This window comes from Trinickia diaoshuihuensis (assembly GCF_003390925.1).
Lineage (GTDB): Bacteria > Pseudomonadota > Gammaproteobacteria > Burkholderiales > Burkholderiaceae > Trinickia > Trinickia diaoshuihuensis.
Map to the genome: position 1 here is coordinate 1 of NZ_QUBS01000018.1, position 14,688 is coordinate 14,688.

Sequence of the window (14,688 nt, forward strand, 5' to 3'; positions counted from 1 at the left end):
CGTGCCGTAACCGGTGCGCGTGAAGAAAGCCGGAATGCCGGCGCCGCCCGCGCGCAGCTTTTCCGCAAGCGTGCCTTGCGGCGTGAATTCGAGCTCGAGTTCGCCCGACAGGTACTGGCGCTCGAACTCCTTGTTCTCGCCGACGTACGACGAGATCATCTTCTTGATTTGGCGCGTTTCGAGCAACAGCCCGAGGCCGAAACCGTCGACGCCCGCGTTGTTGCTGATACACGTGATGCCCTTGACGCCCGTCTCGCGCAAAGCCGCGATCAACGCTTCGGGGATGCCGCACAGCCCGAAGCCGCCGACGGCGAACGTCTGACCGTCCGCAACGACGCCTTCGAGCGCGGCGGCCGCGCTTGGATAGACTTTATTCATCTGTGTGTCCCTTCCATGATGGAAATCCGACAATCGGATCGGCACGAGTGCAATGGTCGACATCGAACGCAATCGATGCCCATTTTAGTCGTCGTGCGCGCATCCGTTCATCGGCGATACGCGCCGCCACACTCGATTTAATGGCCCAAAGGGTACGATGGTGCGCGCTTACGGCACAATACGCAAAAATACATAAGCGAAAGCCCGCGACATCCGCGCCCGCTTGCCGCGAACCATGCCAAAAATCGATTATCAAACCGCTTTCCATCTCGCGCCGATCGGACTCGTCATATCGCGCGACCGGATTATCGAAGACTGCAACGATGCCGTGGCCGCGATCTTCCGCTGCGAACGTTCGGCCCTGATCGGCCGTTCGTTCGAGGTGCTCTATCCGTCGTCGGACGAGTTCATGCGGATCGGCGAGCGGATCGGGCCGATCATGACGGCGCAAGGCAGCTATGCGGACGACCGGATCATGAAGCGCGCCGACGGCGAACTATTTTGGTGCCACGTGACGGGGCGCGCGCTGGAGCGCCAAGCGCCGCTCGCCGCGGGCGTGTGGACATTCGAAGATTTGAGCGCCACGCGCCGCGTGGCCATCGAGTTGACGCCGCGCGAACGCGAGGTGGCCGCGCAATTGGCCACGGGCAAGACGAGCAAGCAAATCGGGCGCGCGCTCGACATTAGCTCGCGCACGGTCGACATCTACCGCGCGCGCCTCATGCGCAAATACGGCACGGGCAACGCGACCGAACTCATGCAGCGGTTACTGGGTCACTGAGCGGCGATGAGATGCGCTCGGTCGAGCACTTCGCGCAAGCGCTCCGGCAACGGCACCGAGCGGCCGGCCGCGTAATCGATCCACACGCAGCGCGCCGCCCCGCGCGCATAGATCGTGCCCGGGTCGTCGGCGCGGCGCAGTTCGAACCCCGTGTCGAGGCTGCTGCGGCCCGGCTTGCCCACCGACATCACGCCGATCACGTCGCCCGGGTAATGCAATTGCCGCAAAAATTCCATCGAAGCGTTGACGATGACAGGCCCCTGGCCCTCGTCGGCGCCGCCGATAATGCCGATCGACTCGAACCAGCTAATGCGCACCTGCTCCATGTAGCGAAAGTACACGGTGTTGTTGACGTGTCCGAACGCGTCCATGTCGCCCCAACGAATGGGCATCGACATGTCGAACACGCGCTGGTAATCGTTGCTCGTCGCTTCTGCTTGTTCCACTTCTTTATACCTAAGACAAAAAAATCCGGTTCGACGCGACGCGGCCGGTCAAGCAAGGCCGAACCCGTCGTCGGCGGCGATCACCGCGCCGTTGATGAATTGCGATTCGTCGGCCGCGAGCAGCAGCAGCAAGCCGTCGAGATCCTCGGGGCGGCCCACGCGCCGCCGGGGCAGCATCGAAAGCAGTTTCTGCCCCTGATCGGTCGACCAATGGTGATGGTTGATTTCGGTATCGATGTAGCCCGGCGCGATCGCGTTCACGTTGATGCCGTGCCGCCCCCACTCGAGCGCCATCGCCCGCGTCATATGCACGACCGCCGCCTTGCTCATCGAATATAGACCGATCTGCGGCAGCACGCGCAGACCCGCCACGGACGCGATGTTGATGATCCGGTAAGCGGGCTTCTGAGCGGTGCCGGCCGAGCGCATGATCATGCGCTTGGCCACTTCCTGGGCAACGAAAAACGCGCCGCGCGTGTTCGTATCGAACACGTATTCGTAGTCGGCCGGCGTGACTTCGGACAGCTTTTGCGTCGTCGAAACGCCGGAATTGTTGACGAGAATGTCGATCGTGCCCGCCTCGGTCTCGGCGTGCGCCACCGCGGCCTTGATGCTCTGGTAGTCGGTTACGTCGAGCGAGACGACGTGCGCAGCGCCGCCCGATGCCTCGATTTCGGCGCGCAACTCCTTCAAACGGTCCACCCGACGGCTCGCGAGCACGACCTTGGCCCCCGCTTGCGACAGCACGAGCGCGAAGCGCTTGCCGAGCCCGCTTGACGCGCCGGTAATCAGCGCAACCTTGCCTTCCAGATTGATCGAACGGCCCATTCTCGTTCCTTTAATCGATGAAGTTATGCGATGCGCGATCGAACGCGGAACCCGCCGCGAGCGGTACCGCCACTCTACCACGAGAATAGAACGATCGTGCTAATCTTGTTCCATGCGGTTGCAGCGTCCCTACCGTTCGCTGACAATACGAACCCGAAAAAAAGCATTCTAATGGCTAAGGAGCCCCCATGACCCCCGAAAGTCTGATCGAGCAGTACGGCCCGCGCGAGTCGATGGAATACGACGTCGTCATCGTGGGCGGCGGCCCCGCCGGTCTGTCCGCGGCCATCCGCCTCAAGCAGCTCGCACGGGACAAGGGCGTCGATGTCGGCGTATGCGTGCTCGAAAAGGGTTCCGAAATCGGCGCCCATATTCTGTCGGGCGCCGTCATGGACCCGCGCGCCATCAGCGAGCTGATCCCCGACTGGAAGGAGAAAGGCGCGCCTTTGACCGTGGAAGTAACCGAAGACCGGTTTCTCTTTCTGACGGAAAAAGGCGCCGTCAAGACGCCGAACTGGGCGCTGCCGGAGAACTTCAAGAATCACGGCAACTATGTCATTAGTCTCGCCAACGTCACGCGCTGGCTCGGTCAGCAAGCGGAAGCGCTCGGCGTCGAGATTTTCCCTGGATTCGCCGCCGCGGAAGTCCTCTATAACGAAGACGGCTCGGTCAAAGGCGTAGCCACGGGCAACATGGGCATCGGCAAGGACGGCGAGCCGACCGAAAACTTTCAATTGGGCATGGAGTTGCATGCCAAATACACGCTGTTCTGCGAGGGCGCACGCGGGCATCTCGGCCGCCAGTTGAACGCGAAATTCAAGCTCGACCAAGGTGCCGACCCGCAGGTCTACGGCATCGGCATCAAGGAACTCTGGGAGATCGATGCGGCCAAGCATCAACCGGGGCTCGTCATCCATACGGCCGGCTGGCCATTGGATACCCAAACCTACGGCGGCTCGTTCCTCTATCACATCGACAACAATCAAGTGATGGTGGGTTTCGTCGTCGGCCTGGGCTATACCAACCCTTACCTGTCGCCGTTCGAGGAATTCCAGCGCTATAAGACGCATCCGGCGATCCGCACGTTCCTCGAAGGCGGCAAGCGTCTATCGTACGGCGCTCGCGCGATCACGGCGGGCGGGCTGCTCTCGCTGCCCAAGCTCGTATTTCCGGGCGGCGCGCTCGTCGGCGACGATGCCGGATTCTTGAATGCCTCGCGCATCAAAGGTAGCCATGCGGCCATCAAGAGCGGCATGCTCGCGGCCGACGCCGCCTTCGACGCGGTGCAGGCTGGCCGTCAAGGCGACGAACTCGCGGCCTACCCCGAATCGTTCAAGCAATCGTGGCTGCACGGCGAACTCCATCGCGCGCGCAACTTCAAGCAATGGATGAGCAAGGGGCTGTACCTCGGCACGCTGATGGTCGGGATCGAACAGAAGCTGCTCGGCGGCAACGTGCCCTGGACCTTGCATCATCAGCATCGCGATCACGAGATGCTCAAGCCGGCCTCCGAGTGCGCGCCGATCGTTTATCCGAAACCCGACGGCAAGCTGACGTTCGACCGGCTCTCCTCGGTGTTCCTCTCGAATACCAATCACGAGGAAAACCAGCCCGCGCATTTGACGCTGAAGGACCCCTCGGTGCCCGTGAACGTCAACCTGCACACCTATGCGGGCCCCGAGGGGCGCTACTGCCCCGCCGCCGTGTACGAGTTCGTCAAGAACGACGACGGCAGCGACCGGCTCGTGATCAATGCGCAGAACTGCGTGCATTGCAAGACCTGCGACATCAAGGACCCGACGCAGAACATCGTCTGGGTCACGCCCGAGGGCGGCGGCGGGCCGAACTACGCGAATATGTAGGCAGGGACGAAAGAAAACGGGCCGCGTAGGTTGCGGCCCGGTACGGCCCGATACGGTTTACCCGTACACACGTTCACGGGCGCCAAGAGCGCACAAACGATCAAGGGGCGCTGGCAGCAATCCTCGGCGTCGCCACGCTCACGTCGCCGCACTGCGCGCGATGACGCAATGCGTGATCGATCAAGACCAACGCCAACATGGCCTCGGTGATCGGCGTCGCGCGAATGCCGACGCACGGGTCGTGGCGGCCGAAGGTCTCGACGACCGCCGGCTGCCCTTGCTTGTCGACGGAACGACGCGGCGTGCGAATGCTCGACGTGGGTTTGATGGCGATCGACACCGTGATGTCCTGCCCTGTCGAGATGCCCCCGAGTATGCCGCCCGCGTGATTGCCGACGAAGCCCTGGGGCGTCAGTTCGTCGCCGTGGACCGAACCGCGTTGCGCGACGCTCGCGAACCCCGCGCCGATCTCCACGCCTTTGACGGCGTTGATGCCCATCATGGCGTGTGCGATATCGGCATCGAGCCGATCGAACAACGGCTCGCCCCAACCGACCGGGACCCCCGTCGCAACGGTACTGATGCGTGCGCCGATCGAATCGCCGTCCTTACGCAGCGCATCCATATATTCCTCTAGCCGGGGCACGATGTCGGCGTTCGGCGCGAAAAACGGATTCTCGCGGACATGCGCCCAATCGACGAATGGAATCTCGATTTCGCCGAGCGCGCTCATATACCCGCGCACTTCGACGCCGAACTTCTCGCGCAGCCATTTCTTGGCGACGGCGCCGGCCGCCACGGTAGGCGCCGTGAGCCGGGCCGACGAGCGGCCGCCGCCGCGATAGTCGCGAATACCGTATTTCTGCCAGTAGGTGTAGTCGGCATGCCCAGGGCGAAACGTCTCGGCGATATTGCCGTAATCCTTGCTGCGCTGATCCGTATTGCGGATCAAGAGCGCGATCGGCGCGCCCGTGGTAATGCCTTCGAACACGCCCGATAGGATCTCGACCTTGTCTTCTTCCTGGCGTTGGGTCACGTGGCGCGAGGTGCCGGGTTTGCGGCGATCGAGTTCGGCCTGAATATCGGCTTCCGACAGCGCCATTCCCGGGGGGCACCCGTCGATCACGCAGCCGATCGCCGGCCCGTGCGACTCGCCGAACGTCGTGACGGTGAAAAGCGTGCCGAGAGTATTGCCGGACATGGACTTGGCCTCGAGAGTAGTAATGAGCAACAAAGCGCGAGGCGATATTATGCCTCGCCCCGCGGTCGCGCGGCGGCGGCGCCGGACACACGGAACCGCGAGACGCGCGCTAGCGCCTCGCGCCGCGCAACTCGCCCACGATTTCTTGCAGGGCCTCCGGGGTAGCGATGCTCGGTTCGAGCGGCTCGGCAACCGCCAGCGTGAGCCGGCTCATGACACCCTTTTGCAACGGGCGCGGCCAATGCGCATCGCCATGACGCGAGAACACGCTGCCCCATAGCCCGCGCAGCGCCATCGGTATGACGGGAACGGGACTGCGCGCCAGGATTTCCGTGATGCCGTGGCGGAACGTATTCAATTGGCCGTCGCGCGTAAGCTTGCCTTCGGGAAAAATGCAGACCAGTTCGCCCTCGGCCAACGCCGCGGCGCAAGTCTCATAGGCCTTTGTAAGCATAACGGGGTCTTCGTGCGCGGGCGCGATCGGAATCGCTTTCGCATGACGGAAGAGCCAGCCCGCGAAGCGCGTTCGGAAAATCCTGTGGTCCATGACGAAACGGATCGGCCTCGGGCTTTCGGCCATGATCACGACCGCATCGACATAACTCACATGATTGCAGACGAGCACCGCCGCGCCTTGCTCTGGAATGCGCTCCGCATGCACGAGGCGAATTCGATAAAACGTATGCACGAGCACCCATGCGACGAAACGCAGCAAGAACTCCGGCACGAGGGAATAGATGTAGGCGGCGACGAGCACGTTGAGCAGCGCCGTGACCGCGAAAATCCCGGGAATGCTCACGCCGAGCGAGGTCAGCCCGATCGCCATCAATGCCGAGACGATCATGAAAAAGGCGTTGAGAATGTTGTTCGCGGCGATGATGCGCGCCCGGTGCGTGCTCTGGCAGCGGCTTTGAATCAACGCGTAAAGCGGCACGCTGTAAAACCCGCCGAACATCGCAAGCAAGAACAGATCGGCCAGGATGCGCCAATCGCGCGCGTGCACCAGGAACTCGGCAACGCCGATCAACCGCCCCGTGGACGCGAAACCGCGGCTCGCCCAGTAGAGATCGAGCGCGAACACGCTGATGCCGATCGAGCCGAGCGGCACGAGCCCGATTTCGACGCGCCGCTTCGAAAGCCGCTCGCACAGCAGCGAGCCGGTCCCAATCCCGAGCGAAAACGTGGCGAGCAGCACCGTGACCACATCGGGGTTCGCCGAGAGGACATCTTTGGCGTAGTTGAAGAACGAGGTCAGAAACGTCGCGCCGACGAACCAAAGCCAGGAAATGCCGAGCAAGCTCAAAAAAACCGTACGGTTCGTGCGCGCGAGCGCCAAATTGCGCCAAGTTTCGGTGAAGGGGTTCCAGTTGATCCGAAGCTCCGGCTGCGAGGGCGGCGAAACGGGCACTCTGCCGGAGATGAAGCGTCCCGCCAGCGCCACGCAAAAACAGGTGCCGGCGAGCATCCAAGCGCCATGCTCGGGCGAACCCGCGGCGGCGCCGCCGATGATCGTGCCGAACAGGATCGCCACGAACGTACCCATTTCGACGAGCCCATTGCCGCCGACGAGTTCGCGGTCCTCTAGATGTTGCGGCAGGTACGCGTATTTGACCGGCCCGAACAACGTCGAATGTACACCCATGAGAAAAGTGCAGAGGAACAGCAACGGTGCGTGGTGCGTGACGAACCCCGCCCCGCCGATCAGCATCACGACGATCTCGAACGTTTTGACGAAGCGCGTGAGCATGGCCTTGTCGAACTTGTCGGCGATCTGTCCCGATGTGGCCGACAGCAGGACGAACGGTAGGATAAATATGGCCGAGATCAGGAAAGCGGCCGTCTTGGGATCGACGCCCGAAAACCGGGCGGCCTGATAAGTGACGAGCGAACTGAATCCGACCTTGAAAACGTTATCGTTCAGCGCGCCGAGAAATTGCGTCCAAAAGAACGGGGCAAAGCGCCGCTCGCGAAAGAGCGAGAACTGGGAATGATGCTCGCGCGGCGCGCGGCGCGGCAACGAAGCCGCCGGCAACGGTTGATCGCTCATGCGCTCAGCGCGTCTCCCTCGGCTGGCCTTCCTCCGGCCAATCGCGGATATACGCCTTGAGCATGCGGTTCTCGAAACTTTGCTCCTCGACCACGGCCTTGGCCACGTCGTAGAACGAAATGACGCCCATCAGCGTGCGGTTTTCCATCACGGGCAAATAGCGCACGTGGTGCTCCAGCATGATGCGGCGCACCTCGTTGACGTCCGTTTCGGGCGTGCAGGTGATCGGATGGTCGTCCATTACCTTGCGGATCGTGGCCGTGCCGACGCTGCCGCCGTTCTTCTTCAGCGTCAGAATGATTTCGCGGAACGTGAGCATACCGACGAGATCGCCGAACTCCATGACGACGAGCGAACCGATGTCGTGCTCGGCCATCGTGTTGACGGCATCGTGCAACGCCGTATCGGGCGTGACCGTAAACAAAGTATTGCCCTTGACCTTCAGGATGTCGCTGACTCTCATGTCTATCTCCCGGTAATGCTTGCGCGGATCGGTCGATCCTAGCGGAAAGGTCTCTAAAAGGAAAGCGAGGCACCCATTGGCCGGACGGTCAGCGAGGCGCGCTCGAGACCGATCGGGCGCCGGCCGGTGTTACGATGGCCGCCACCGCCACCTTTGCCGGGGTTTGCCCCGCCGATGTCATGTCCGCCAATCGATTCGACACGCTCGCGCTGCATGCCGGCGCAGCCCCCGATCCCGCCACGGGCGCGCGCGCCACTCCCATCTATCAAAGTACGGCCTTCGTCTTTCGCGATGCCGACCACGCCGCCGCCCTGTTCAACATGGAGCGCGCGGGCCACGTCTATTCGCGCATCTCGAACCCGACGGTGGCCGTCTTCGAAGAGCGCGTCGCCGCCCTCGAAAACGGCGCCGGCGCGATCGGTACCGCCAGCGGCCAGGCCGCGCTGCATCTGGCCATCGTCACCCTGATGGGCGCCGGCTCGCACATCGTCGCCTCCAGCGCTTTGTACGGCGGGTCGCACAATTTGCTGCATTACACGCTGCGCCGTTTCGGGATCGAAACGACGTTCGTGGCGCCGCGCGATCTCGACGCATGGCGCGCCGCCATACGCCCGAACACGCGTCTTTTCCTCGGGGAAACCCTCGGCAACCCGAATTTGGATGTGCTCGATATCGAGGCGATCGCGCAGATTGCCCACGCGCAGTCCATCCCGCTGCTCGTCGATTCGACCTTTACGACGCCTTATCTCATCAAGCCGTTCGAGCACGGCGCCGATTTCGTCTATCACTCGGCGACTAAATTCCTCGGCGGCCACGGCACGACCATCGGCGGCGTACTGGTGGACGGCGGCACCTTCGATTTCGCCGCGTCGGGCCGATTTCCCGAATTCACCGAGCCGTACGACGGCTTTCACGGCATGGTCTTCGCCGAGGAAAGCACCGTCGCGCCGTTCCTGTTGCGAGCCCGCCGCGAGGGGCTGCGCGATTTCGGCGCGTGTCTGCACCCGCAAGCCGCGTGGCAACTGCTGCAAGGGATCGAGACGTTGCCGCTGCGGATGGAGCGGCACGTCGCGAACACGCGCAAAGTCGTCGAATTCCTCGTTGCGCACGCGGGCGTCGAGTCGGTCGCCTATCCGGAGCTGGAGTCCCACCCCGGCCATGCGCTGGCCAAACGCCTGCTGCCGCGCGGCGCGGGCGCCGTGGTCAGCTTCAACCTGCGCGGCGATCGCGCGGCGGGCCGCCGTTTCATCGAAGCGCTCACGCTCTTCTCGCATCTCGCCAACGTGGGCGATGCGCGCTCGCTCGTCATTCATCCCGCTTCAACCACGCATTTCCGCATGGACGCCGCCGCGCTCGCCGCGGCCGGCATCGCCGAGGGCACGATCCGGCTATCGATCGGGCTGGAAGACCCGGACGATCTGATCGACGACCTGAAGCGCGCGCTGAAGGCCGCCGGCAAGCCCGCCACGAAACAGAGCCCGAGCGCACCGTCGCCGAAGGAGCCGGCATGAATCTGACCGTCGAGGGTAAAAACGCCTATGCCTATACCGGCGGCAAGCGTTTCGACGCGAGCCTGCCCACCGCCGTCTTCGTCCACGGCGCTCAGCACGACCACAGCGTCTGGGCGCTGCAAAGCCGATATTTCGCCCATCACGGCTTCAACGTGCTGGCGCTCGACCTGCCCGGCCATTGCCGCAGCGAAGGGCCGGCTAAAACGACGATCGAGGCGCTCGCCGATTGGCTAGCGCAACTGCTCGACGCAGCCGGGGCCGACCGTGCGCTCGTGATCGGGCACAGCATGGGCTCCTTGGTCGCGCTCGACTTTGCCGGCCGGTATGCGGCGCGCACGCTCGGGGCCGCGCTCGTCGCGAGCGCCGTGCCGATGGCCGTTTCCGACGCCCTGCTCGATGCGGCGCTCAATCGCGAGCCCGAGGCGATCGAACTCGTCAATCGCTGGTCGCATTCGAGCATCGCCGCCAAACCGTCCTGCCCCGGTCCGGGCTTTTGGTTGCATGGCATGAACCAGCGCCTCATGGAACGCGTGTCGGCGCGCGGCGAACCGCGGTTGTTCCATACCGATTTCACGGCCTGCAACCGCTACGCCGCGGGCCTCGAGCGGGCCGCGCAAGTGCGCTGCCCCGTGCGGCTCGTGCTGGGCGCAAAGGACATGATGACGCCCGCGCGCGCCACGCGCGCGCTCGTCGATACGTTGGAGACCGCCGGCGCACCGGTCGATGTCGTTACCCTCGACGCCGGGCACGCGCTGATGAGCGAACAACCGGACGCCACGCTCGACGCGTTGTACACGTTCGCCCGGAGGGCTACGGCGAAGCAAGACGCTTGACGCCGGCCCGGTTGCGCCGCCGCCGCAATCGCCCCACAATGATTTCGTCGGCGGGCGCGCCCTGGCGCAACAGGCAATTGGCAATAGGCTGGGGCGCCCCCGTCAGCGCAAACGGAGGAAGCGATGACTCAAGGCGCTCATACGGCCCAGTTCGCGAGCTTCAGCGAGTTCTACCCCTTTTACCTCGGCGAGCATCGGAACAAGACCTGCCGCCGGCTGCACTTCGTCGGCTCGCTCGGCGTCATCGGCTGTGTGGCGATGGCCGTGGCCACAGGCGGCTGGCTATGGCTGCCGGGCGCGCTCGTGTGCGGCTACGGCTTCGCTTGGATCGGCCACTTCGTCTTCGAAAAAAACCGTCCCGCCACGTTCCGGCACCCGCTTTACAGCCTGATGGGCGACTGGGTGATGTTCAAGGACATCTGCGTCGGCAAGATTCCCCTATAAGGGAAACGCGGCTACGCGGGCTGATGCGGCCAAGGCGTGCGCACGGCGTGGCCGTCGCGGCCCAGCGACTCGCGCGCCCCGCGCGCGGCGACGAGTGTCGCGATCGTCAAGTCGAGCTTCGGATTGTGCAGTGCATCGAGCAGCAGCGCCGTGTCCACGCGCGTCGAATCGAGCCGTAGCTGGTATTCGAGTTCGGCCCGGTCGATCACGAACATATCGAATAAACGGCCCACCGTGATTTGCGTCGGATTCGCGATGAGGACGAAGCGCAACTGAGCGTCGTCGGCGAGCCGCGTCACCCACTCGCGCCGCGCGAGCTTCCCCAAGAGCCGCGTAACCGTATCGATATCGCAGCGAAGCATGCGGGCGAGCTCCATCGGCGTGCGGCCCGGCTGCCCCGCCTCGCGCGCCTCGTCCAGGCGAACGAGCAATTCCAGCGCATCGAGCAAGTCGCTGCCCGCATAGCGGCGCCGATGAAACTGCCCCGCCCGGATCGCGGGCATGGCGGAAACGAGCGTCGCACCGGCCAGCGCGATGAACCAGCACAGATAGACCCATATGAGAAACATCGGCACGAGTGCGAAGGCGCCGTACACGGCCGTGTAAGTCGGCATGCGCCGGACGTAGAAACCGAAGCCGCGCTTGGCGAATTCGAACGCGACCGCGGCCAGCAAGCCACCTAACGCGGCGTCACGCCACTGCACCGCGCAGTTGGGCAGATAGACGTACAGCAGCGTGAACGCGAGCGCCGTCAGCGGCAACGCGGCCCCCGTCAGCGCCCATTCCAACAACGACGGTACGTACCCGCCCGAGAGCACGCTCGAGCGCGCGAAGACGTAGGACGAGATCGATAAGCTCACGCCGATGAGCAGCGGACCGAGCGTGACGATTGCCCAATAAACGAGGACGCGTTGCGCGAGCGGACGTGGCTTGGCCACCCGCCAGATGACGTTGAAGGCGGATTCCACCGTCATCATCGTCATGACGGAAGTGACGAACAGTACGATCATGCCGGCCGTCGTCAGCCCTTTCGCCTTCGAGGCGAACTGATTCAGATACTTGAAGATTTGGCTATTGATCTGATCGGGCATCAAGTGCTGCGCCAGGAACGTCTGCAGCGACGCCTGGAATTGGGCAAAGATCGGAAAAGCCGTGAACAGCGCGAACGCAACCGTCGCGAGCGGCACGATCGCGAGCATCGTCGTAAACGTCAGGCTTCCCGCGACCTGCGCGATGCGGTCCTCGCGGCTGCGTTTCGCGGCGAAGCTGGCCAAACGTTTGAGCGTATCCAGTTCGGAGCTGAGCTTGCGCAAGTATCGTTCTCCTCGTATTGCGACGGCGGCGGCGCATGACGGTGAGTGTGCGGCCAGCCCCTATAATAAGCCGCTCATCACCACACCCCTATGAAAGACATTCTCGTACTCTATTACAGCCGGCACGGCGCGACGCGCGATTTGGCACTGGCCGTGGCCCAAGGTGTGGACAGCGTGCCCGGCATGCAGGCGCGCGTGCGAACCGTACCGGCCGTTTCCGCCGTCAGCGAAGCCGCCGAGCCGGCCATTCCGCTCGACGGACCGCCCTACGCCGAAGCGCGCGACCTCGAGGAGTGCGTCGGCTTGGCGCTGGGCTCGCCCACGCGCTTCGGCAACATGGCCGCGTCGCTGAAATATTTTCTCGACGGCACGGCGCCGCAGTGGATGAGCGGCGCCTTGGCCGGCAAGCCCGCCTGCGTGTTCACCTCGACCGGCAGTTTGCACGGCGGCCAGGAATCGACGCTGCTTTCGATGATGCTGCCGCTGCTGCATCACGGCATGCTGATGCTCGGCATCCCGTACACGGAAAGCGCCCTGTCGACGACGCAGACCGGCGGCACCCCGTATGGTGCGTCGCACGTCGCGGGAGCCGGGGCGCGCGAATCGGCCCTGTCCGTCGATGAAAAGATGCTCGCCGTCGCGCTGGGCGTGCGGCTTGCGCGTACGGCCTCCCTGCTGGCGGGCCGCCCGTGACCGCCGCTCGGGCAGATCGCGCTTCGGCGGCGGCCCCGGCCGTCGTCGCGCGCACGCACTGGGCGCGAGGGGCCGCGTTTGCGCTCGTGGCCCTGATCGTGCTTTCCGTGGCATGGGAGTGCTGGCTCGCGCCGCTGCGCCCGGGCGGGTCTGCCTTCGTGCTCAAGGCGGTCCCGCTCGTTTGCGCGCTGCCCGGCGTCTGGCGGCGCAAGCTCTATACGTTGCAGTGGGCGTCGATGCTCGTGCTGCTTTACATGGCCGAAGGCATCGTGCGCGGCATGACCGACGGCGGCCCCTCGGCGCGGCTCGCCTGGATCGAGCTCGCGCTCGCCGCGGCCTTTCTCGTTTGCGCGCTCGCGTACGTCGCTCCCTTCAAACGCGCCTCGCGCGCGGCGCGCCGCAAAGCACAAACCGTCAGCGAGTAGCTAAGAAGCCTCCATCATGACCGACACTCAATCGCTTACCCCCAGCGCGTTCGTCGCGGCTTGCCGCGAAGCGATCGGCGCGGCGCACGTCCTCACGCAATCGCACGACACGGCCCCGTTCCTGACCGACTGGCGGCGCCGCTACACCGGCGCCGCCTGCGCCGTCTTACGGCCGGGCACGACGCAAGAAGTCGCGGCGATCGTCGCGCTCGCCAACGCGCACCGTGTCGCGCTCGTGCCGCAAGGCGGCAACACGGGCCTCGCGGGCGGCGCGACGCCGGACACGAGCGGCAGCCAAGCCGTCGTCAGCCTTGCACGGCTGAACCGCGTGCGCGCGCTTGACGCGCACAACAATACGATCACCGTCGAGGCGGGCGTCGTCCTCGCCGAAGTACAAAATCAGGCGCGCGCCGCGGGGCGTCTGTTCCCCTTGAGCCTCGCCGCCGAGGGCAGTTGCACGATCGGGGGCAACCTCGCGACCAACGCCGGCGGCACGGCCGTACTGCGATACGGCAACACGCGCGAGCTCTGTCTAGGCCTGGAGGTCGTGACGCCGCAAGGCGAGATTTGGGACGGCCTGCGCGCGCTGCGCAAGGACAATACCGGGTACGACTTGCGCGACCTGTATATCGGCGCCGAGGGCACGCTCGGGATCATCACCGCGGCCGTCATGAAGCTCTATCCGTTGCCGGCGGCAAGCGTGACCGCGCTTGCCGCGCTCGCCTCGCCGCACGCCGCCTTGGATTTTCTGGCACTGGCGCATCGCTGCGCGGGTCCGCTGCTGACCGGCTTCGAGTTGATGTCCGATTTCTGCCTCGCCCTAGTCGGCAAGCATTTCCCGCAGATGCGCTATCCGTTCGCCGAACGGCACGCGCAAGTCGTGCTGCTCGAACTATCCGACAACGAAAGCGAAACGCACGCGCGGGCCCTGTTCGAACAACTGATGCAAGAAGCGCTCGAAACCGGCATCGTCGAAGATGCCGTCGTGGCGGAAAACCTCGCGCAGTCGCGCGCGTTTTGGGACCTGCGCGAGCATATTCCGCTCGCTCAGGCCGAGGAAGGGCTGAACGTCAAACACGATATCGCCGTACCGATTTCGAGCATCGGCCACTTCATCGATGAGACCGACGCGGCCATCGCGCAAGCGGTACCCGGTGCCCGCATGGTCACGTTCGGCCACCTCGGGGACGGCAATCTCCATTACAACGTGCAGGCCCCCGAAGGGGTCGATGCGCCGGCTTTCCTGGCACGCTACCAAGCGCAACTGAATCGCATCGTCTACGACAGCGTCCATCGCCATCGCGGCACGATCAGCGCCGAGCACGGTCTCGGTCAATTGAAAGTCGACGATGCGCTCCATTACAAGTCACCGGTAGAAATGCGGCTCATGCGGACGCTCAAGGCCGCGCTCGACCCGCTCGGCCTGATGAACCCCGGCAAAGTGCTACGCTAAGGATGACGGC

15 protein-coding genes are annotated in these 14,688 nt (G+C 64.3%); 8 read left to right on the forward strand and 7 right to left on the reverse strand.

What is annotated here, in order from left to right:
- Nucleotides 1-378: CoA transferase subunit A (locus DXT59_RS03645; protein ID WP_162877938.1), on the reverse strand; the 378-nt coding region annotated here is incomplete at its 3' end.
- A 235-nt stretch (nucleotides 379-613) separates the two neighbouring features.
- On the opposite strand from DXT59_RS03645, the gene DXT59_RS03650 reads away from it, so the two are divergent.
- Nucleotides 614-1,159 carry a PAS and helix-turn-helix domain-containing protein gene (locus tag DXT59_RS03650; RefSeq protein WP_116135583.1) on the forward strand — a complete coding sequence of 182 codons (546 nt, stop codon included), beginning with the start codon at nucleotides 614-616 and terminating at the stop codon, nucleotides 1,157-1,159.
- Here the strand turns inward: DXT59_RS03650 and DXT59_RS03655 are convergent.
- Together DXT59_RS03655 and DXT59_RS03660 are read right to left on the reverse strand one after the other, a co-directional pair.
- Nucleotides 1,153-1,557, reverse strand: coding sequence for a thioesterase family protein (locus DXT59_RS03655; protein WP_116135711.1), 405 nt, complete (start codon nucleotides 1,555-1,557; stop codon nucleotides 1,153-1,155). The genes DXT59_RS03650 and DXT59_RS03655 overlap by 7 nt on opposite strands.
- Before the next feature lie 96 nt (nucleotides 1,558-1,653).
- Nucleotides 1,654-2,433, reverse strand: coding sequence for an SDR family oxidoreductase (locus tag DXT59_RS03660; protein WP_116135584.1), 780 nt, complete (start codon nucleotides 2,431-2,433; stop codon nucleotides 1,654-1,656).
- 188 nt (nucleotides 2,434-2,621) lie between these two features.
- On the opposite strand from DXT59_RS03660, the gene DXT59_RS03665 reads away from it, so the two are divergent.
- Nucleotides 2,622-4,295, forward strand: a complete 1,674-nt coding sequence (locus DXT59_RS03665) for an electron transfer flavoprotein-ubiquinone oxidoreductase (RefSeq protein ID WP_116135585.1) — start codon at nucleotides 2,622-2,624, stop codon at nucleotides 4,293-4,295.
- A 100-nt stretch (nucleotides 4,296-4,395) separates the two neighbouring features.
- On the opposite strand, the gene aroC is transcribed toward DXT59_RS03665, so the two are convergent.
- From aroC to DXT59_RS03680, 3 genes are all read right to left on the reverse strand, one after another.
- On the reverse strand, nucleotides 4,396-5,496 hold the full coding sequence (aroC, locus tag DXT59_RS03670; RefSeq protein WP_116135586.1) for a chorismate synthase: 1,101 nt from the start codon (nucleotides 5,494-5,496) through the stop codon (nucleotides 4,396-4,398).
- A gap of 109 nt (nucleotides 5,497-5,605) precedes the next feature.
- Entirely contained in the window at nucleotides 5,606-7,543 is a 1,938-nt protein-coding gene (locus tag DXT59_RS03675; RefSeq protein ID WP_116135587.1) for an MFS transporter, read from the reverse strand.
- Between the two features lie 4 nt (nucleotides 7,544-7,547).
- A complete protein-coding gene (locus DXT59_RS03680) occupies nucleotides 7,548-8,006 on the reverse strand; it encodes a CBS domain-containing protein (RefSeq protein ID WP_116135588.1) in 459 nt (152 codons plus the stop codon).
- A gap of 179 nt (nucleotides 8,007-8,185) precedes the next feature.
- On the opposite strand from DXT59_RS03680, the gene DXT59_RS03685 reads away from it, so the two are divergent.
- The 3 genes from DXT59_RS03685 (at nucleotide 8,186) to DXT59_RS03695 (ending at nucleotide 10,794) form a co-directional block, all read left to right on the forward strand.
- A complete protein-coding gene (locus DXT59_RS03685; RefSeq protein WP_116135712.1) occupies nucleotides 8,186-9,517 on the forward strand; it encodes an O-acetylhomoserine aminocarboxypropyltransferase in 1,332 nt (443 codons plus the stop codon).
- Entirely contained in the window at nucleotides 9,514-10,350 is an 837-nt protein-coding gene (locus DXT59_RS03690; protein ID WP_116135589.1) for an alpha/beta fold hydrolase, read from the forward strand. The genes DXT59_RS03685 and DXT59_RS03690 overlap by 4 nt, the downstream gene beginning before the upstream one ends.
- Nucleotides 10,351-10,473: 123 nt before the next feature.
- Nucleotides 10,474-10,794, forward strand: coding sequence for an Mpo1-like protein (locus DXT59_RS03695; protein WP_116135590.1), 321 nt, complete (start codon nucleotides 10,474-10,476; stop codon nucleotides 10,792-10,794).
- An 11-nt stretch (nucleotides 10,795-10,805) separates the two neighbouring features.
- On the opposite strand, the gene DXT59_RS03700 is transcribed toward DXT59_RS03695, so the two are convergent.
- A complete protein-coding gene (locus DXT59_RS03700) occupies nucleotides 10,806-12,107 on the reverse strand; it encodes a YihY family inner membrane protein (RefSeq protein ID WP_116135591.1) in 1,302 nt (433 codons plus the stop codon).
- A 90-nt stretch (nucleotides 12,108-12,197) separates the two neighbouring features.
- Between DXT59_RS03700 and wrbA the strand changes: the two genes are divergently transcribed.
- Genes wrbA through DXT59_RS03715 form a run of 3 tightly spaced genes read left to right on the forward strand, consistent with a single transcriptional unit; the run spans nucleotide 12,198 to nucleotide 14,678 of the window.
- On the forward strand, nucleotides 12,198-12,800 hold the full coding sequence (gene wrbA / locus DXT59_RS03705; protein WP_116135592.1) for an NAD(P)H:quinone oxidoreductase: 603 nt from the start codon (nucleotides 12,198-12,200) through the stop codon (nucleotides 12,798-12,800).
- The gene (locus tag DXT59_RS03710; protein ID WP_116135593.1) at nucleotides 12,797-13,225 is read left to right on the forward strand and encodes a DUF2069 domain-containing protein; all 429 of its coding nucleotides are present in this window, start codon (nucleotides 12,797-12,799) and stop codon (nucleotides 13,223-13,225) included. Before wrbA ends, DXT59_RS03710 begins: the two co-directional genes overlap by 4 nt.
- 16 nt (nucleotides 13,226-13,241) lie before the next feature.
- Nucleotides 13,242-14,678, forward strand: coding sequence for an FAD-binding oxidoreductase (locus DXT59_RS03715; RefSeq protein WP_116135594.1), 1,437 nt, complete (start codon nucleotides 13,242-13,244; stop codon nucleotides 14,676-14,678).
- Nucleotides 14,679-14,688 lie beyond the last annotated feature (10 nt).

Coding starts and splice junctions, on each gene's coding strand:
- DXT59_RS03715 (WP_116135594.1), top strand. CDS start 13,242: ATGACCGACACTCAATCGCTTACCCCCAGCGCGTTCGTCGCGGCTTGC.
- DXT59_RS03685 (WP_116135712.1), top strand. CDS start 8,186: ATGTCCGCCAATCGATTCGACACGCTCGCGCTGCATGCCGGCGCAGCC.
- DXT59_RS03650 (WP_116135583.1), top strand. CDS start 614: ATGCCAAAAATCGATTATCAAACCGCTTTCCATCTCGCGCCGATCGGA.
- DXT59_RS03660 (WP_116135584.1), bottom strand. CDS start 2,433: ATGGGCCGTTCGATCAATCTGGAAGGCAAGGTTGCGCTGATTACCGGC.
- DXT59_RS03675 (WP_116135587.1), bottom strand. CDS start 7,543: ATGAGCGATCAACCGTTGCCGGCGGCTTCGTTGCCGCGCCGCGCGCCG.
- DXT59_RS03680 (WP_116135588.1), bottom strand. CDS start 8,006: ATGAGAGTCAGCGACATCCTGAAGGTCAAGGGCAATACTTTGTTTACG.
- aroC (WP_116135586.1), bottom strand. CDS start 5,496: ATGTCCGGCAATACTCTCGGCACGCTTTTCACCGTCACGACGTTCGGC.
- DXT59_RS03690 (WP_116135589.1), top strand. CDS start 9,514: ATGAATCTGACCGTCGAGGGTAAAAACGCCTATGCCTATACCGGCGGC.
- wrbA (WP_116135592.1), top strand. CDS start 12,198: ATGAAAGACATTCTCGTACTCTATTACAGCCGGCACGGCGCGACGCGC.
- DXT59_RS03695 (WP_116135590.1), top strand. CDS start 10,474: ATGACTCAAGGCGCTCATACGGCCCAGTTCGCGAGCTTCAGCGAGTTC.
- DXT59_RS03655 (WP_116135711.1), bottom strand. CDS start 1,557: ATGTCGATGCCCATTCGTTGGGGCGACATGGACGCGTTCGGACACGTC.
- DXT59_RS03665 (WP_116135585.1), top strand. CDS start 2,622: ATGACCCCCGAAAGTCTGATCGAGCAGTACGGCCCGCGCGAGTCGATG.